The 18468-nt window shown below is 66.1% G+C and carries 15 protein-coding genes; 11 read left to right on the top strand and 4 right to left on the bottom strand.

The genetic code is table 11. The annotated features are described in order from the left end of the window. Positions 1-148: 148 nt before the first annotated feature. Both ACPEES_RS06960 and iolG read left to right on the top strand, forming a co-directional pair. On the top strand, positions 149-1000 hold the full coding sequence (locus ACPEES_RS06960) for an AraC family transcriptional regulator (RefSeq protein WP_435102445.1): 852 nt from the start codon (positions 149-151) through the stop codon (positions 998-1000). 169 nt (positions 1001-1169) lie between these two features. Continuing rightward, on the top strand, positions 1170-2156 hold the full coding sequence (gene iolG, locus ACPEES_RS06955; RefSeq protein WP_435102443.1) for an inositol 2-dehydrogenase: 987 nt from the start codon (positions 1170-1172) through the stop codon (positions 2154-2156). 474 nt (positions 2157-2630) lie between these two features. Here iolG and ACPEES_RS06950 read toward each other — a convergent pair whose 3' ends face one another. After that, on the bottom strand, positions 2631-3497 hold the full coding sequence (locus ACPEES_RS06950) for a MurR/RpiR family transcriptional regulator (RefSeq protein WP_435102441.1): 867 nt from the start codon (positions 3495-3497) through the stop codon (positions 2631-2633). Between the two features lie 193 nt (positions 3498-3690). Between ACPEES_RS06950 and ACPEES_RS06945 the strand changes: the two genes are divergently transcribed. The 9 genes from ACPEES_RS06945 (at position 3691) to ACPEES_RS06905 (ending at position 15779) form a co-directional block, all read left to right on the top strand. Further along, complete coding sequence (locus ACPEES_RS06945; protein WP_435102439.1) at positions 3691-4818, top strand: ABC transporter permease; 1128 nt, start codon at positions 3691-3693, stop codon at positions 4816-4818. A 13-nt stretch (positions 4819-4831) separates the two neighbouring features. Further along, on the top strand, positions 4832-5665 hold the full coding sequence (locus ACPEES_RS06940; RefSeq protein WP_435102437.1) for an ATP-binding cassette domain-containing protein: 834 nt from the start codon (positions 4832-4834) through the stop codon (positions 5663-5665). A 57-nt stretch (positions 5666-5722) separates the two neighbouring features. Then, positions 5723-6694: a sugar ABC transporter substrate-binding protein gene (locus tag ACPEES_RS06935; protein WP_435102435.1), complete on the top strand. Its 972-nt coding sequence runs from the start codon at positions 5723-5725 to the stop codon at positions 6692-6694. 72 nt (positions 6695-6766) lie between these two features. After that, positions 6767-7897: a Gfo/Idh/MocA family protein gene (locus tag ACPEES_RS06930; protein WP_435102433.1), complete on the top strand. Its 1131-nt coding sequence runs from the start codon at positions 6767-6769 to the stop codon at positions 7895-7897. 51 nt (positions 7898-7948) lie between these two features. Then, positions 7949-9886: a bifunctional 5-dehydro-2-deoxygluconokinase/5-dehydro-2-deoxyphosphogluconate aldolase gene (locus tag ACPEES_RS06925; RefSeq protein WP_435102431.1), complete on the top strand. Its 1938-nt coding sequence runs from the start codon at positions 7949-7951 to the stop codon at positions 9884-9886. Between the two features lie 25 nt (positions 9887-9911). After that, a complete protein-coding gene (gene iolD / locus ACPEES_RS06920; RefSeq protein WP_435102428.1) occupies positions 9912-11759 on the top strand; it encodes a 3D-(3,5/4)-trihydroxycyclohexane-1,2-dione acylhydrolase (decyclizing) in 1848 nt (615 codons plus the stop codon). Between the two features lie 206 nt (positions 11760-11965). Beyond that, complete coding sequence (iolE, locus tag ACPEES_RS06915) at positions 11966-12856, top strand: myo-inosose-2 dehydratase (protein ID WP_435102425.1); 891 nt, start codon at positions 11966-11968, stop codon at positions 12854-12856. Positions 12857-12980: 124 nt separating this feature from the next. Further along, positions 12981-13796: a 5-deoxy-glucuronate isomerase gene (gene iolB / locus ACPEES_RS06910; protein WP_435102423.1), complete on the top strand. Its 816-nt coding sequence runs from the start codon at positions 12981-12983 to the stop codon at positions 13794-13796. Between the two features lie 450 nt (positions 13797-14246). Next, on the top strand, positions 14247-15779 hold the full coding sequence (locus ACPEES_RS06905) for a CoA-acylating methylmalonate-semialdehyde dehydrogenase (RefSeq protein ID WP_435102421.1): 1533 nt from the start codon (positions 14247-14249) through the stop codon (positions 15777-15779). 146 nt (positions 15780-15925) lie between these two features. Here the strand turns inward: ACPEES_RS06905 and ACPEES_RS06900 are convergent, their stop codons facing one another. From ACPEES_RS06900 to ACPEES_RS06890, 3 genes are all read right to left on the bottom strand, one after another. Then, positions 15926-16864 (bottom strand): diguanylate cyclase, encoded by a 939-nt coding sequence (locus tag ACPEES_RS06900; RefSeq protein WP_435102647.1) that lies wholly within the window; start codon positions 16862-16864, stop codon positions 15926-15928. Positions 16865-17009: 145 nt separating this feature from the next. Next, positions 17010-17624, bottom strand: coding sequence for a chemotaxis protein CheC (locus ACPEES_RS06895; protein WP_435102418.1), 615 nt, complete (start codon positions 17622-17624; stop codon positions 17010-17012). Further along, entirely contained in the window at positions 17621-17986 is a 366-nt protein-coding gene (locus tag ACPEES_RS06890; protein ID WP_435102416.1) for a response regulator, read from the bottom strand. The genes ACPEES_RS06895 and ACPEES_RS06890 overlap by 4 nt, the downstream gene beginning before the upstream one ends. Between the last annotated feature and the right edge of the window lie 482 nt (positions 17987-18468).

The following is an 18468-nucleotide window of genomic DNA, read 5'->3' as shown; positions in this document are numbered from 1 at the left end:
CCAACGCATTCCAGCGGTGCCTTTTGCCGGGCACCGTACGTTCACATGACGAACGGGGCGCCTGCGGGTGAGGTCCGGCGCCCAGAGGTGATAACCTACATAATGAGTTGCGGCCCCCGCCCGGGCGGTCGCTGGAGGAGAGATAGCCATGTCGAACGCGCAACGCGTGTTTCATGGGGACTTCGGCCGCGTTGCCCTGCTGGACATGGATGACCCGCTGGTGCCCCATGCGCATTCGGAGTGCCATGTGCTGCTCAAGGCCATGGGCGCGGATACCTACTTTTCCGTGCGCGGTCGGCAGCAGCCGCTGACCGATCGCACTGCGGTGCTGGTCAATGCCTGGGAGCCCCACTACTATGACCATCGCCCGGATGCGCCGCATACCCTGATTCTCGCGCTCTACATCGAGCCGGCGTGGCTCGCCGCGCTGCAACGCTCGCTGGCGCTGAGCAGCCGCCCCGACTTCTTCTCACGGCACTGCGTGGAACTCTCCCCGAGTATGCGCTTGACCGCGGACGCGCTGATCGCCGAGATGATGGCCTTCGGCCCGACGCCTCAGGATCGCATCGAGGCGCTGCTCTCGGAGCTGCTCATCTCCATCTGCGAATCGTTCTCCGAGTGGCGGCATCTCGAGCGCATGCGCGTCGCCTCGCCGATGGCGTTCTACGACGTGCGTATCCGCCGCGCCAACGAGTACCTCATGGCGCATTACGCCGAGGAGGTGCGCATGGATGAGCTCGCCGCACAGTGCGGGCTTTCCCGCGCGCACTTCTTCGCGCTGTTCAAGAAGAGCACCGGCATGACGCCGCACATGGTGCTCAACATGATCCGCATGAAGAAGGCCTGCGAGTGGCTCGCCTCGGCGCGCAGCGGCACCCTTGGCAATCTCTCGGAGTCGCTCGGCTTCTCCGAGCAGGGCCACTTCACCCGTTTTTTCCGCAACCATCTCGGCGCGGCCCCGAGCCAGTATCAGCGCGTGGTCGACCGTTATTCATCGTAAGCGCCTTTCGTCTCCTGCCCTGGCCGGTGCGGTCATCTATCGCCTGATCAGTACATTCCCCGCTTGCCCGGAGGCTTTCCCACCAGCCGTCGAAAAGAATGAATGGTTCATATAGACTGTTAATGGAATATATGTTCTATTCAGGCGGCTCGATGGAAGGAGGAGAGTCATGGTCCGGATCTGTCAGTTCGGCGCCGGCCGCATCGGCGCGATTCACGCGGCCAACGTCGCCGCCCATCCCGACGCGGAGCTTGCGTACGTGGTCGACGTCAACGCTCCCGCGGCTTTTGCGCTCGCCGAACGCTATGGGGCGGAGGTGACCGACGTCGCGACCGCGCTCGCCGATGACACCGTCGATGCCGTCATCGTGGCGAGCTCTACGGATACCCATGCCGATCTCATCGAGGGTGCCGCGAACGCGGGCAGGGCGATTTTCTGTGAGAAGCCCATCGATCTCGACATGGAGCGCATCGAGAGCTGCCTGGAGACGGTGCGTGCCTGCAACGTGCCCCTGGCCCTGGGGTTCAACCGGCGCTTCGATCCGAACTTCCGCGCGATCCGCGCGGGTATCGACGAAGGGCGTGTCGGTGCTGTTGAAAGCGTGCTCATCACCAGCCGGGATCCGGCGCCGCCGCCGGCGGAGTATGCCCGGCACTCCGGTGGTCTGTTCCGTGACATGACCATCCACGACTTCGACATGGCGCGTTGGATGCTCGGCGAGGAACCGGTGACTGTCTACGCGGTGGGGAGCTGCCTGGCGGCACCGGAGCTGGCCGACGTGGGGGATATCGATACCGCGATGGTGACCCTGCGCACGGCCTCGGGGCGTATGGCCCAGATCAGCAACAATCGCCGCGCCGTCTATGGCTACGATCAGCGCGTGGAGGTCTTCGGGTCGGCGGGCATGCTGCGTGCCGAGAACGAGACGCCCACGCGCGTCGAATACGCCGGCGAAGCGGGCGTGTGCCGGGACAAGCCGCTGCACTTCTTCCTGGAACGCTACGCGGCGGCCTACCGCGACGAGCTCGATGACTTCATCGCCGCCGTGCGTGACCGTCGACCACCGCTGGCCGGGGGTGAAGATGGCCGCCTGGCCCAGCGCCTCGCCGACGCCGCTCAGGCCTCCCTGGAGCAGGGCACGCCAGTATCGGTATGAGCCGGGACTGGTGTTCCGAAATGGCATTTCGTTGTCGGCCAGCGCCCGCGGCGCTCGCCGGCGTACAGCGACGGCGCTAGTTGGAAACCAGGTAGAAGGTCGGCTGCACTCGGCAGCCGACATCTCTGCGCCGGGCACGTCGGCCAGCGCTACGCACTCGCCGACGGCCATTGGTGCAGCGGCGGTGCTTCGGCGAGCACGGCGGCGTTGCCCGGTCGGTTCCGTGGGTTCGGTCACGTAGGTCGGGGACCGCCGCAGGCGGTGCCCGACATCGGTTACTCTGTGGGACGGGTTCGGCTGCCGGGTGCGAAGGGCGGAACCCGTGCGGGGAAAGTCGGTTGCCAAGAGCAACCGACCTACGGCTGCGGCCACCGTGTCGGTTGGCTGCTCTTGCCAGCCAACAGGACGCGCAAGCGGCCCGGGTTCCGGATCACCTGTTCACGCCGGTGCGTGTCTTATCGTGCTGTCCTTGCCTCAGGCATCCTGCCGCTCGTCGACGATATCCCGTTCCAGCCTCAGACCCACCCCAACGCACAATACCTGCGCCAGGCACATGGACGCGGTCAGTGAGCGGAACGTGTGCAGCTCCGCGTCGTGGATCTCGAAACAGACGTTCGCCTCGGCGGCGATCGGGCTCAGTGGGCTGTCGGTGATCACTATCGTCGGGCAGCGGCGCTTGCGTGCCCGGGCCACCACGTCCGTGGTCTCTTCCGCGTAGGGATGAAAGGAGACGGCGATCAACGCGTCGTCGCTGGTGAGGGCACCGGCCTGCTGGCGGAGCATTCCACCCACGCCGTCCAGCAGGTTCGCATAACAATCGATGCGCCCGAGCGAATAGGCCAGATAGGCCACCACGGGAAACGAACGTCGATGCCCGCACAGGTGAATGGCGCGAGCGTGGGCAAGAACATCCGCTGCTGCTTCGAGCTTGTCCGCCGACACCGTTTCGGGCAGATGCTCCAGAGAGAGTGTGTTTGCCTCGCAGAACTCCTGGAGCATGCCGTAGACGGTGGGCTCGCCATTGTGGGTGTGCTCGGCGCGCAGGCGGCGGATGCGTTCGCTGTAGCTGAGTGCCGTTTCCGCCAGCCGCGCCTGATACACCCGTTGCATGTCGCTGAAACCGCTGAAGCCGAACGCCTTGGCGAAGCGGATCACGGCCGAGGGTTGGACCTCCGCGCGCCGCGCGATCACTGCGATCGTCTCCAGCGCCATGTCGTTGGGGTGATCCAGGGCGAAGCGGGCGATCTGCTGCAGTCGCTTACTGAGCGCCTCGTAGCTATCGAGGATGGCGGCGCGCAGCTCGCTCGGGGTCTGGGGTGGGTTGGTGTTCATGCGCGGCATGGTATCGGCCTTCCCGGTGCTGGTTCCACTACATATAGAATAACAATTCCATAGTGGGTTGTAATGGAATTTTCTTTCTACTATAGTCGATTCCAGACTCCAGCGACTCGCCGGTGATCTGACCGGGGGCGTGAAGGGAGCGCTCGGCGCGCAAGCGCCGTCGATCGATCAACGTGGTATGGAGGAGAGGATCATGGCGCAGGCGTCTGCGACGGCCACGCCGAAGAGCGCATCCGGCAGTGACGAACGGGTGCGGCGGATCTCGGGCGTGCGCAAGCTGCTCAACCGGCCGGAGCTCGGTTCGCTCTCCGGTGTGATTCTGGTGTTCATGTTCTTCGCCCTGGTGGCGCCCGACTCCGGGATGTTCTCGCCGGATGGCACCCTGAACTGGCTCCAGGTCTCCGCCGAGCTCGGCATCATCGCCATCGGTGCCACCATGCTCATGATCGCCGGTGAGTTCGATCTGTCCATCGGCTCGATGATCGGCTTCTCCGGCATGATGATCGGCATCGCCAACGTGTTCTGGGGCTGGCCGGTCTGGGCAGCGATCATCTTCGCGTTCGCGCTGGCGCTCGCTATCGGCTTCATCAACGGCTACATCGTCGTGAAAACGGGGTTGCCGTCATTCATCGTCACGCTCGCATTCCTGTTCATCCTCCGCGGCCTGACCATCGGCCTGTCGGTGACGCTGACCAACCGCACCATCATCAGTGGCGTGATCGACAACCCCGAGGACGACTGGCTGGCCAACCTCTTCGGCGGCGACGCCTTCGGCTGGCTATTCCAGTGGCTTGCGGATATCGGTGTGATCGACACCTTCGTCGGTGGCGTGCCGGTGGTGCAGGGCATTCCCATGTCGATCATCTGGTGGCTCGGCCTTGCCGCGGTGGCGAGCTGGGTGCTGATGCGCACCAAGTACGGTAACTGGATCTTCGCCTCCGGTGGTGACGCCAAGGCGGCCAAGAACGTGGGTGTGCCTACGGACTGGGTGAAGATCTCGCTGTTCATGTTCACCGCCTTCTGCGCGACCGTCTACGCCGCCTGCCAGGTCACCGAGTTCGGCTCGGCGTCGGCTGACCGTGGCGTGCTCAAGGAGCTCGAGGCGATCGTCGCGGCGGTCATCGGCGGGACGCTCCTCACCGGGGGCTACGGCACCGTGGTGGGGGCCTGCTTCGGTGCGCTCATCTTCGGCGTGGTCCAGATGGGGCTCTACTTCACCGGCGTCGAGTCCTCCTGGTTCCGCGTGTTCGTGGGCGCGATGCTGCTGGTCGCGGTGATCTTCAACAACTACATCCGCAAGCGGGTCACCGAGGCCCGGTAAGGGAGAGTCAGCCATGAGCGAGAACATCCTCGAACTGCGCAAGGTCTCCCGCTTCTTCGGGTCGGTGATCGCGCTGCAGGACGTCTCCTTCGAAGTGAAACCGTCGGAAGTGCACTGCCTGCTGGGGGACAACGGTGCCGGGAAATCGACGCTGATAAAAACCCTCGCGGGCGTCCATCAGCCCAGCGACGGCGAATACCTCATCGATGGCAAACCCGTGACGCTCGGCTCGCCCCGTGAGGCGCTCGACCGCGGCATCGCCACCGTATACCAGGATCTCGCGCTGGTACCGCTGATGAGCATTACCCGCAACTTCTTCATGGGTCGCGAGATCACGAAGGGCTGGGGGCCGTTCAAGCGCTTCGACATCGACCGCGCCGACGTCATTGCCTGCGAAGGGTTGGCGCGCATGGGCATCGAGGTGCGCGACCCGGGGCAGGCCATCGGCACCATGTCCGGCGGCGAGCGCCAGAGCCTGGCGATTGCCCGGGCGATTCATTTCGGCGCGCGCGTGCTCATCCTGGACGAGCCCACCGCGGCGCTTGGCGTGAAACAGTCGGCCAACGTCATGAAGACGGTGGCCAAAGCACGCGCCGAGGGCATCGCCGTGATTCTCATCACGCACAACGTGCATCACGCCTTTCCCGTGGCCGACCGCTTCACGCTGCTCAACCGCGGTCAGAGCCTCGGCACCTTCGCCAAGGGCGACGTCAGCCGCGAGGAGGTACTGGAAATGATGGCCGGCGGTGCCGTCCTCGACGAGCTGGAAGTGGAGCTCGCGGAGTTCCAGCGCGCCGATGCCGCCCGCAATGGTGCCGCGGCTACGGATCAGACTGCGGCGCGATAGAACGAACCGCTTTACCGGTACGGGGCCGGACGGCCCTCAAATGGAGGAGAAGAGACGATGCGAAACGTGTTGCGGAAGATCGGACTGTCGGCGATGGCCGCGGCAGGCGCGGTCGCGTTCGGGCTTGCGGCGGGGCCGGTGGCGGCTCAGCAGAACAACGAGGCGCTGAGGTTCGTGCTCGTCAGCCACGCACCCAACGGGGACTCCTGGTGGAACACCGTCCGTAATGCCATCAACGAAGCCGGCGAGCGTGTGAATGCGGAGGTCGAGTACCGCAATCCGCCCAATGGCGACCTGGCCAACATGGCACGGATTATCGAGCAGGCGGTGGCTTCCCGACCGGATGGCCTGATAACGACGATCGCGGACTACGACGTGCTCGAGGATCCGATTCGCAAGGCTGTCCAGCGAGGGATTCCGGTGATCACGATCAACTCCGGAACCGAGGAGCAGAGCGCGGAGCTTGGCGCCAGCATGCACGTCGGGCAACCGGAGCACTACGCCGGCCTGAAGGCTGGCGAACGCGCCAAGGAAGCCGGGGTGACGCGTTTCGTCTGCGTCAACCACTACATCACCAACCCTGCGTCGGTGGAGCGTTGCCGGGGGTATGCCGAGGGCCTGGGCGTCGAGCTCGGTGACCAGATGATCGACGCCGGTATCGATCCCACTGAGGTGCAGAAAAAAGTGGCCGCCTATCTGCGTCAGAACCCGGATACCAACGGCATTCTGGCGCTGGGCCCCAATTCCGCCCATCCAACGATTCGTGCCCTCAAGGATCTCGGCGTCGCCGGCAAGGTCCACTTTGCCACCTTCGATCTGAGCGATCCCATCGCGGCGGCGATCCAGGCGGGTGTGGTCGACTTCGCCATCGATCAGCAGCCCTATCTCCAAGGCTATATGCCGGTGGTCACACTGGCGCTGTATAGCCGCTACGGCCTGATGCCCGCCAATAACATCCGCTCCGGCCCCGGTTTCGTGACCAAGGAAAACGTTGACTTGGTCAAGGAGCTCGCTGGGCGCGTGCGCTAAAGCCCGGTGGCGCCCCGGCCTGCGGGCCGGGGCGGCCCTTCGCGATCACTGAGAGAGCGTGGACGTAACGCAATGAACGAGCTGGGTATCGGGCTGATCGGCTCCGGGTTCATGGGCAAGGCCCACACCATCGCCTATCGGGCGTTACCGGCGGTATTCCCGGAGGCGGGGGCGGTGCACCTCGCCGTGCTCGCCGACGCCGACGAGGAGAACGCCCGCGCCGCCGGGCAGCGGCTGGGGTTCACCCGCTGTAGCGGTGATTGGCCGACGCTGGTCACCGATCCGGCCGTGGACATCGTGGACGTGTGTTCGCCCAACCACCTACACAAGCCCATGGCACTCGCGGCCATCGAGGCCGGCAAGCACGTCTACTGCGAGAAACCACTCGCGCTCACCGCCGTTGACGCCGAGGCCATGGCCGATGCCGCAGAGGCCGCCGGCGTGGTGACCCTGGTCGGTTTCAACTACGCGAAGAACCCCGCAACGGCGTTGGTTCGCGAAATCATCGCGAGCGGCGAGATCGGGGATGTGGTGCATTTTCGCGGCACCCACAACGAGGATTATCTCGCCGATCCGGCGGCGCCGTTCAACTGGCGCTGTGACCGAGCCCTGTCCGGCAGTGGTGCTCTCGGTGACGTCGGCGCCCACATCCTGCACCTGGCGCGTTACCTGGTGGGGTCGGTGGTGGAGGTATGTGCCGACCTGCGCACTGTGGTGCGCGAGCGCCCGCTTCCGGAAGACCGCACGCGCACGCGCTCGGTAGAGAACGACGACGAGGCCGCCTGCCTGATGCGCTTCGCCGGCGGGGCCAGCGGCGTCGTTGAGACCAGCCGCGTGGCCGTGGGCCGCAAGATGGGGCTCACCTACGAGATCACCGGCACCCGCGGGGCGATCGCCTTCGACCAGGAGCGCATGAGCGAGATCCGTCTGTACACCGGCTCCGACCCCCGCGGACGGCAGGGCTACCGCACCATCCTGCTGGGGCCCGATCACCCGGATTACGGGGCGTTCTCCCCGGCACCAGGCCACGGCCTCGGCTTTAACGACCAGAAGATCGTGGAGGCGCGCGATCTGGTGACGGCCGTGCGCGAGGGGACAAGCGCCGCGCCGGACTTTCGCGAAGCCTCACGCGTCTCGCGGCTCATCGAGGCTATCGAACACTCGGCCGCCGAGCGTGCCTGGCAGGCGCTGCCGGCGGTTTGACCGGAATGCACTGGCGCGGGCGTAGCGCGCCGAAACGGAGGTTTGCCTGACATGACCGACAAACCACTCGACGTGATCTGTCTCGGCCGGGCAGTGGTGGATCTCTACGGGGACCAGCTCGGCAGCCGCCTGGAGGACATGCAGTCGTTCCGCAAGTACGTGGGCGGCTCGTCGCTGAACATTGCCACCGGCAGCGCGCGTCAGGGCCTGCGCTCCGCCATGCTCACCCGCGTGGGCGACGAGCACATGGGCCGCTTCGTCCGCGAAACACTCGCCTCCGAAGGGGTGGATACGAGCCACGTGGTCACCGATCCGGAGCGGCTCACGGGGCTGGTGCTGCTCGGTATCAAGGACCGGGATACTTTCCCGTTGATCTTCTATCGCGAGAACTGCGCGGACATGGCGGTGGACGTGGCGGACTTCGACGAGGCGTTCATTGCTTCGGCACGCACGCTGCTCATCACCGGCACGCATTTCTCCACCGGCCAGGTGGACCGTACGAGCCGCCGGGCCATTGAGTACATGAAAGCCGCGGGCGGGCGGTGCGTCTTCGACATCGACTACCGCCCGGTCCTCTGGGGGCTCACCGGTCACGGTGCAGGTGAAGAGCGCTTCGTCGCGTCCCAGAGCGTGACCGAGCATTTGCAGGGCATCGTGGGGCTGTTCGATCTCATCGTCGGCACCGAGGAAGAAATCCATATCGCTGGCGGCAGCACCGACACCATCGCCGCACTGCGGCGGCTGCGCGAGCTCACCGACGCGGCCATCGTGGTCAAGCGCGGTCCCACGGGGTGCAGCATTTTCCCCGAGGCGATTCCCGAACGCCTCGACGATGGAATTTCCGTGCCGGGCGTGGCGGTCGAGGTTCTGAACGTTCTCGGTGCCGGTGACGCTTTCATGGCGGGCTTTCTGCGGGGGTACCTCAACGGCGAGGACTGGGGGAGCTGCGGGCGTTATGCCAATGCCTGCGGAGCGCTGGTGGTGTCCCGCCACGGTTGCACGCCCGCGATGCCGAGCAAGACCGAGCTCGACGACTATCTCGCCCGGGCCGAGCACGTGCCGCGGCCCGACCGCGACGCCCGATTGAATCACCTCCACAGGGTGACTACCCGGCGTCGGGACTGGCCGGAAGTCTGCGCGCTCGCCTTCGATCATCGCGTGCAGCTCGAGGACATGGCCGCCGAATGCGGCGCCGACGTCTCGCGGCTGCCCGCGCTGAAGGCGCTCATTGCCCGCGGTGCCCGGGAGGCGGCGGCGCAGGCGGGGCTCGCCGGCAATGCCGGTGTGCTGGTCGACGGCCGTTACGGCGAGCACGTGCTCGAGTCGCTCACCGGCGAGGGCGTGTGGATCGGGCGGCCGGTGGAGCAGCCCGGCTCGCGACCGTTAACCTTCGAGGCGGGTGCGAATGTCGGGCTCGAGATCGCACGCTGGCCGCAGGAGCAGGTGGTCAAGTGCCTGGTCTTCTATCACCCGGATGACGAACCTGACCTGCGTGTGGCGCAGGACGCGCGGGTGAGCGCTCTCTATGAAGCGTGCGTTGCCACCGGCCACGAGCTGTTGCTGGAGATCATTCCACCGGCCGAAACCGGGCGGGACGACCGTACGGTCGCGCGTGCGCTGGAGCGCATCTACGCGCTCGGTGTCTATCCCGACTGGTGGAAGCTGGAGGCGCCGAGCGAGGCGGCCTGGACCCACATCACGGCAGTAATCGAGGCGCGCGATCCGCACTGCCGGGGCGTGCTGCTGTTGGGGCTGGAGGCCCCGGCCGAGGCGCTCGCCGCAGGGTTCCGCGCCGCCGCCGCCCAGCCCTGGTGTAAAGGGTTCGCGGTTGGGCGCAGCATTTTCGCCGACCCTTCGCGGCGGTGGCTCGACGGCGAGATCGACGACGAGCGCGTGGTCGCCGAGGTCGCCGAACGCTACCGCGAGATCGTCGACCTGTGGCAGCAGGCTCGCACGAGCGTGACGGTACCCCCGCGGGGACAGGCATAGCCGGATCATCGATAAGGAGAGGGCGATGTCCACGGTTCGACTCACAATGGCGCAGGCGTTGGTGCGCTATCTCGCCAATCAGTACACCGACATCGACGGCGAACGTGTGCCGCTCGTCGCCGGCGTGTTCGCGATCTTCGGCCACGGCAACGTCGCCGGTTTGGGTGAGGCGCTCTATCACGCCCGCGAGGCGCTGCCCACGTTCCGCGGCCACAACGAGCAGGCGATGGCGCACACCGCGATTGCCTATGCCAAGGCGCACGAGCGTCGGCGCATGATGGCGTGCACCACCTCCATCGGTCCGGGGGCGACCAACCTGGTCACCGCGGCCGCGCTCGCGCACGTCAACCGCCTGCCGGTACTGTTGTTGCCGGGGGACACATTCGCCACGCGCGCTCCTGATCCGGTGCTGCAGCAGGTCGAGCACTTCGATGACCCCACGACCACGGTAAATGACTGTTTCCGCCCGGTCTCGCGCTACTGGGACCGTATCACCCGACCGGAGCAGCTGCTGCGCAGTCTTCCCCAGGCGGTGGCGACGCTTACCGATCCCGCCGACTGCGGGCCGGTGACCATCGCGTTGCCCCAGGACGTGCAGGCGGAGGCTTATGACTACCCGGAAGCCTTCTTCCGTCCCCGTGTTCACAGGCCACGCCGTCCTCAGCCGGACGCCGACGAGCTCGCCGAGGCGGTGACGCGGCTGCGCTCGGCCCAACGCCCCCTCATCGTTGCCGGTGGTGGCGTGCACTACGCGGGTGCCCGTGAACGCCTCGGTGAGTTCGCCGAGCGCCACGGGATTCCCGTTGCTGAGACCCAGGCCGGCAAGGGCACGCTTACCGCCGAGCATCCGGCGAACGTCGGCGCCGTCGGGGTGACCGGCACAGCGGCGGCCAATGCCCTGGCCGCCGAGGCGGACGTGGTGCTGGCGGTGGGGACACGTCTGGCCGATTTCCCGACCGCTTCCCGTTCGGTCTTCCAGGACCCGGACTTGCAGCTCATTGGCCTCAACGTCCAGCGCTTCGACGCGGCCAAGCACGACGCTGTGCCGCTGGTCGCCGACGCCGATGTGGGCCTGGCAGCGCTGGGTGAAGCCCTGGGTGGGCATCGCGCGCCGACGCAATGGATCGAGCGTGCCCACCACGCCTGGGACGACTGGTCGGCGGTGATCGACACCGTCACCGCCGACGACGGCCGGTTACAGCCCACCGACATGCAGGTGCTGGGGGCGGTGAACCGTTTCAGTCGGGAGGATGGAATCGTGGTTTGCGCCGCCGGCGGTCTGCCCGGTGAGCTCCACAAGCTCTGGCGGGTGAAGTCCCCGGGCGGCTATCACCTGGAGTACGGCTATTCGTGCATGGGCTACGAGATCGCCGGTGGCCTTGGGGTGAAGCTCGCCCAGCCGGAGCGCGAGGTGTTCGTGCTCGTCGGTGACGGCAGCTACCTCATGCTCAACTCCGAGCTCGCCACCTCGGTAGCCATGGGGGCGAAGCTCATCGTGGTCGTCCTCGACAACCGCGGCTTCGGCTGCATCAACCGCCTCCAGCAGGCCTGCGGCGGGGCGCCGTTCAACAACCTCCTCGCCGACACCTGGCAAGCCGGCGAAGGCGCGCCACCGGTGGATTTCGCCGCCCATGCCCGTGCCTTGGGCGCGGAGGCCGAGTACGTCGAGGGCATCGCCGCGCTGGAAGCGGCCCTGGAGCGCGCCCGCGCGGCGGAGCGCACCTATGTCATCAGCCTCGCCACCGACCCGGGACCGAGCACTGCCGAGGGCGGCGCCTGGTGGGACGTGCCCGTCCCCGAACGCTCCGAGCGCCAGGAGGTGACGGAGGCGCGGCAGGGCTACGAGGCGAACAAACGCCGGCAAAGGCCGTAGTCGAGTGGCAAGAGGAAAGTGGCAAGTACAAAGCGGGAGCGGCCGTGCCGTGGCGGCGGCCAGCCTACTGAACGGAAATGCGTTTCTTTTGACTTGCAACTTGAAACTTTCGCTTGGAGTTCCGCGGCCAAAGAACGCACTACGGTCGCCCCGCGCGACCTGAAACTCGCAACCCGAAACTCGCAACTCACACCCGGGAGCCCGCAATGACCGTACGTCTCGGCATCAACCCGATCACCTGGAGCAATGACGACATGCCCTCGCTGGGCGGGGAGACGCCGCTTGAGATCTGCCTGGCCGAGGCGCGGGAAGCGGGTTTCGAGGGCATCGAGATGGGTAACAAGTTTCCTCGGGAGCCCCAGGCGCTCGAGGCGAAGCTGGCGGAGTTCGATCTGAACCTGGTTTCTGGCTGGTATAGCGCGCAGCTGCTCGAACGCAGCGCCGAGGCAGAGATCGAAGCTGTTCAGAAACACTTGGAACTACTGAAAAGCCAGGGATGCACCGCCATGGTCTTCTGCGAGGTCACTGGCTGTGTGCACGGTGATCGTACCACGCCGGTCTCCCGGCGGCCGCGCATGAGCGACATCGAGTGGCAAGGCTTCTGCGAACGGCTAACGGTGGTGGCCGATTACCTGGCCGAGCAGGGTGTCCGCATGGCCTATCACCACCATATGGGCACGGTGGTGGAGACCGAGGAGGAGATCGATCGGCTCATGGCGGGGACCGGTGAGTCGGTCGGTCTGTTGCTGGATACCGGGCATCTCGTCTACGCCGGCGGTGACCCACAGCGGGTGATCGACAAGCATGGGCCGCGCGTCAACCACGTCCATTGCAAGGACATTCGGCGAGACGTGCTCGAGCAGGCGCGGGCGGCGGATTCGAGCTTCCTGGATGCAGTGCTCGCCGGCGCGTTCACCGTCCCGGGGGATGGCTTCATCGATTACCCGCCGCTGTTCCGTCATCTGGCCGCGCTCGACTACTCGGGCTGGGTCGTGGTGGAAGCTGAGCAGGACCCGGAGAAGGCGCATCCGCTTACCTATGCGCGCATGGGCTTCGATTACCTCGACCGCGAGACGGCGGCCGCGGGCCTGCGTTGATAGCCGTTCGTGCCCGGATGGTGGGTTGCGCGTTGCTTCACCCACCCTACGCCTATGGCGCAGCGCAAGCTTGAAGACCAACGAGTTGTCCCGAATATCGACAGGCACTTGTCAGGAGGCGACTATGCCAAACCTCATCGCCAGACCCCATGAGCGCGAGGCCGACGGGCGCGTGCTCGCCGTCACCCCGGAGTCCGCTGGCTGGCAATACGTGGGCTTCGAGGTCTATGAGCTCAAGGCCGGCGAGACGCTGGAGCGGAAAACCGGCAGCCGGGAGCTCGGCGTGGTGATGCTCACCGGCCGTGCCCGGGCGCAGACCGCGAACGAGGACTGGGGCGAGATCGGCGGCCGCATGGATGTCTTCGAGCAGACACCCGCCTACGTGCTTTATGTCCCCGACGGCGACCAAGTGCGCCTGGAGGCGGTGACCGACGTGGAGGTGGCGCTGTGCTCCGCACCGGGCAAGGGTACTCACAAGCCTCGCCTCATCCGCCCGGAAGACGTGGACACCATGAACCGCGGCACCGGCTCCATGCGCCGGCGCATCCATAATCTGCTGCCCGACTCCGAGCCGGCGGACAGTCTGCTGCTCGTGGAGGTCTACACCCCCGGCGGCAACTGGTCGAGCTACCCGCCCCACAAGCACGACACCGACCGCGAGACCGAGGAAACGCAGCTCGAGGAGACGTACTACCACCGCCTCAATCCGCGCCAGGGCTTCGCCTTCCAACGCATCTACACCGACGACCGCTCCCTGGACGAGGCGCTGGCCGTGGAGCACGGCGACTGCGTGATGGTCCCCCGCGGCTATCACCCGGTGGGCGCGCCGGCGGGCTATGACCTCTATTACCTGAACGTCATGGCGGGGCCGAAACGCCAGTGGTTATTCCAGAACGATCCGGACCACGCCTGGCTGTTCGAGGGCATACGCAGTGACTAGGAGCGGCGCGGTGCGCCGAGTTTCAGGTTGAAAGTTTCAAGTGGCAAGTCCGCGGGGTGTCCGCTGTGCCGGCTCGGGCCGATTACGTGCCGTGGCCAGATCGTTGAACTTCAGACGTGGAGCTTGCGGTGTAGGGCGTTGGCTGCAGGCCCGCTCCCGTGCGCGATAAACGCACCGGAAGCCGGCATAACCGATTTGCCGCGCGAGCGGCGCTTCGTCGCAACCTCGCGAGTGGCAAGTCTCAAGCCTCTGCCCTGCCGTCCAGCGGTGCGCTGCCGCGTCGCTAACGAGGCAGCATCATCGTAGGTCGGCGAGCGCGAAGCGCTGGCCGACGTGCCGGCTGCCGCGTGGCGCTTGAAACTTGCCACTTGGAACTCGCAATCGATCACTCGCCGCGAATCCAGTGCGTCGCCGCTGACATAAAAACCTTCTACTAGCGAGGACTGATTGATGAGTACCCCTGCACCCAGCGTCGCTACCGACGGCACGATTCACCACTACATCGACGGCGCCGTGGTCGCCGATTCTGGCCGCCGCCGGGCGCCTGTCTTCAACCCCGCTACCGGCGCGCAGAGCGCGGAGGTCGCTCTTGCCTCCGTGGAGCAGACCCGCGCGGCCATCGCCGCCGCCGAGGCGGCGCTGCCGGGATGGGCGGGGACCACGCCGCTGCGCCGCGCGCGGGTGATGTTCAAGTTCAAGGAGCTGCTGGAGGCCAACCTCGACCGCCTCGCCGAGGCCATCACCCGCGAGCACGGCAAGGTCTTCTCCGACGCCAGGGGCGAGGTTATCCGCGGCATGGAGGTGGTGGAGTTCGCCTGCGGCATCCCGCATCTGTTGAAGGGCGAGCACTCGCTGAACGTGGGTACCGGCGTCGACTCCTTCTCGCTGCAGCAGCCGGTGGGCGTGTGCGCGGGCATCACCCCGTTCAACTTCCCGGCGATGGTGCCCATGTGGATGTTCCCGGTGGCGCTCGCCTGCGGCAACACCTTCGTGCTCAAGCCTTCGGAGAAGGACCCGACGACGGCGCTGCTGCTCGCCGAGCTCTTGACCGAGGCGGGGCTGCCGGCGGGCGTGTTCAACGTGGTCAACGGCGACAAGGAGGCCGTCGACACCCTGCTCACAGACGAGCGCGTGGGGGCGGTGAGTTTCGTCGGCTCCACCCCGATCGCCGAGGCCATCTACGCTACTGGGGCGGCTCACGGCAAGCGCGTGCAGGCGCTCGGCGGCGCCAAGAACCACCTCGTGGTGATGCCCGATGCCGATCTCGACGATGCCGTCGACGCGCTCATGGGCGCGGCGTACGGCAGCGCCGGCGAGCGTTGCATGGCCGTCTCCGTCGCCGTGCCCGTGGGCGAGGCGACCGCCGACCGCCTGGTCGCCAAGCTCGTCGAGCGGCTGGGCACGCTCACTGTCGGCAACGGCCTCGACCGCGATCCCGAGCCGGAGATGGGGCCGCTGGTCACCCGCGAGCACCTGGACAAAGTCCGCGGCTACGTCGACACCGGCGTCGCCGAGGGCGCCGAGCTCGTCGTCGACGGCCGCGGCTTCAGTGTCCCCGGCCACGAGGAGGGCTTCTTCCTCGGCGGCTGCCTCTTCGACCGGGTGCGTCCGGACATGCGCATCTACCGCGAAGAGATCTTCGGCCCCGTGCTCTCTGTGGTGCGCGCCGGCGACTTCGACGAGGCCGTCGAGCTCGTCAACGCCCACGAATTCGGCAACGGCACCGCGATCTTCACCCGCGACGGCGAGGCCGCGCGCACCTACGCTGATCGTATCCAGGCGGGCATGGTCGGCGTGAACGTGCCCATCCCCGTGCCCATGGCCTTCCACAGCTTCGGTGGCTGGAAGCGCTCGCGCTTCGGCGTCCTCCACGCCCACGGCCCGGAGGCGGTGCGTTTCTACACGCAGATGAAAACGGTAACCCAGCGCTGGCCCAAGGGCGTGCGTGAGGGCAGCGAGTTCGTCATGCCGACCATGGAGTGAGCGGGGGCGAGTTCGAAGTTTCAGATAGCAAGTTTCACGAGGCAGGCGCCGTGCATCGTTTTGCCACGGTGCACGGCGGCGAAGCGAGGCAACGCGGCGGCCTCCCGAAACGTGGAACCTGAAACGTTCAACTTGAGACCTTTTACTTACTCAGCTACGGCGACCTGGTTGCGGCCCCTGAGCTTGGCCTGATAGAGACCGGCGTCGGCGCGGTCGAGCAGACCGTCGTGGTTCGTCTCGTCGGACTGGCGCTCGGCGACGCCGATGCTCACGGTGGTGTGGATCGGTGTGTCCTCCACCATGGCAGGCGTTTCCGCAATGGTGCGACAGAGGCGTTCGGCAACTGCCTGTGCCCCGGTAAGGCCGGTTTCCGGCAGGATGAGTGTGAATTCCTCGCCGCCGTAACGGCCGAGGGTGTCGGAATCGCGCAGGCTTTGTTCGGCCAGCCGGGTCACGTGGCAGATGACCTCGTCGCCTGCCAGGTGGCCGTGGGTGTCGTTGATCCGCTTGAAGTGGTCGATGTCGAACATCAGCACCGACAGCGTGAGATCATGACGGCGGCTGCGCTTGAGCTCGATGGCGAGCACGTCTTCCAGGTGGCGCCGGTTTGCCACACCGGTGAGCGGATCGCTCACGCTGAGCTTCGCCAGGTGCGCCTTGGTTGCCTGCAGCTCGCGCTGGTACACCGCAATGTCGGTGACGTCGTGGACAATCACGCACACGCCTTCGACGGTATCGGTGTCCTCGTCCACGAGCGGGAGGAAGTCGCAGTTCTGGTACATCCAGTCCACGCCGCCGGTGAGGGGGCGGCGGTTGGCGAAGTGGAATAGTCGTGGGCGTTGTTCCCAGGCGCTGAATGCGGACTGTCGTGTGAGCATGACGCCACGGATCTTGGCCTCGAACCACCGCCGTGGCAGCTCGGGAAAGCAGGCGAACAGGTCGTGGCCGAGCAGATTCTCCGCCGAGTGCCCGCTATGAATCTCCATGAATCGATTGCACAGGCGCACCCGGGCGTCGCCGTCGATCACGACCACGCCGACGTTGATCTGATCGACAACGCTCTTGAGCAGGGTCGCGGGAATCATCACAGCGGCTAACGTCCTGGAGCGGGGATTCGCCGCATTTGCAAGTACCCCATTCGCGCCAGGGCCTGGCACGGCGACAGGTCGCAGTGCGGTCTGCGGCGAGAGAGGGGCACTTTCATAGCGTGCCGGCGTCTGATCCAGCGCACTAGCCGATATCCTCCAGGAGGCGGTTCACGGCGGCGCGCATGGTGTCGATGCTGTCCTCGGGCATAAGGAGCACGAGATGGCAGGCGAAACCGCGTTCGGTGAGGCTGAAGTTGACCTCCACGAGCAGCGCCTGGTCCCAGGCAAGGTGTTCGGGATGCAGCAGTTTCGACACAGGAGCGGAGAGCGTGAGGATGGTCGGGCGGCTGAGAGACAGGCGCGTCGAAGTGTGATCGGCGAGCCCGCGCAGGACCGAACCGAGGAGGATGTTGCTCACGTCCAGCAGCAATTCGCGCTCGACATCCTCGGTAACGAGGTCATGGCCGAGCAGATCGGCGAGCCCCCGGCAGCCTTGCTCGCTGAACAAGGCGATGGCTTCGCCGTTGAGACCGTCCACGAACGACTGCCGTACCGCCGCTACCGATTCACGGGTCTGGGTGAGCTCCATGACCGCATCACTCAGGGCGTCGGAGTCGATCAGGCGCACGCGCGGAACGGAAAGCTCGATATAGGCGTCGAGCATTTCCGCCAGTACCGCACCGGCGCGTCCCATGGCCATATTGGCCAATTCCTGTAACGCGTCCTGCTGATCGGTGGAGAACGGCTGCACGCTCATAGGAGTCCGGCGTCGCGGAGGGTCGCTGCCAAAGCGTCGGGTTGTACCGGCTTGCGCACGAATCCCCGTGCCCCCAGCTCGCGGGCGCGCTCCTCGGCCTTGGGCTGCGCATCCGCGGAAATGACCACGACCGGTGGTGCCGCGTCGATCTCGCGCAGGGCCTCGAGCACGTCGAAGCCGCTCATCCCGGGCATGGTCAGATCCAGGAGCATGACGTCCACGGAACGGTCGCGGCATGCGGCCACGGCGTCGGCGCCGTTGTCGAGCTGCACGATTTCCCCCGCCCAGTTCTCGGGAAGCGCGCGAACGGTGATCTTGCGCGACATGGTCGAATCGTCGACCACCAGAACGTGAGTGGTCATGAATACCTCGCCAGGGCTGTCCTTGGAGTCCAGTCGGCGGTGGCGCCTGCCGCGTCGGAGCGTTGGCGATCGAACGGCAGCGCAAAAACCCCGACATTATGAGTCGAGATACGCTCCAAGCCAACCTTTGTCGTGCGTAAATTGTGATGCAGTCGGTTGAATGCTATTTGTTGCGCTCTCCTTTGGTCGCCCCCGTTGGTCGCGTTTCACCGCAGCATTCGATCCGAAACCCGGCCGTCGGTTCCGAGTGCCGTGGTTCGCGGCGGCAGGCAGCGCCGGACGTCTCACCCCAAGGGTGAGCCGATCATCCTGCCGCTGCAACCGTGCGTTGGCGAGCTATTGCGCATTGTGATCGAGGGCAGATGGCTGCTGATTTTGCGGTATGCCGCCGCACGGGCGATTGCGCAATTGTGAACAAATGTGAATATCGGAGTGCCACGCTTTCCCGGCCTGTCTCCAGCCGTCGATAATGCGTCTGTACC

Source organism: Arhodomonas sp. AD133, from assembly GCF_051195215.1.
In the GTDB taxonomy this organism is placed as follows: Bacteria; Pseudomonadota; Gammaproteobacteria; order Nitrococcales; family Nitrococcaceae; genus Arhodomonas.
Note: the sequence above shows the minus strand (reverse complement) of the source record. Positions and strands in the feature narration are given on the sequence as shown.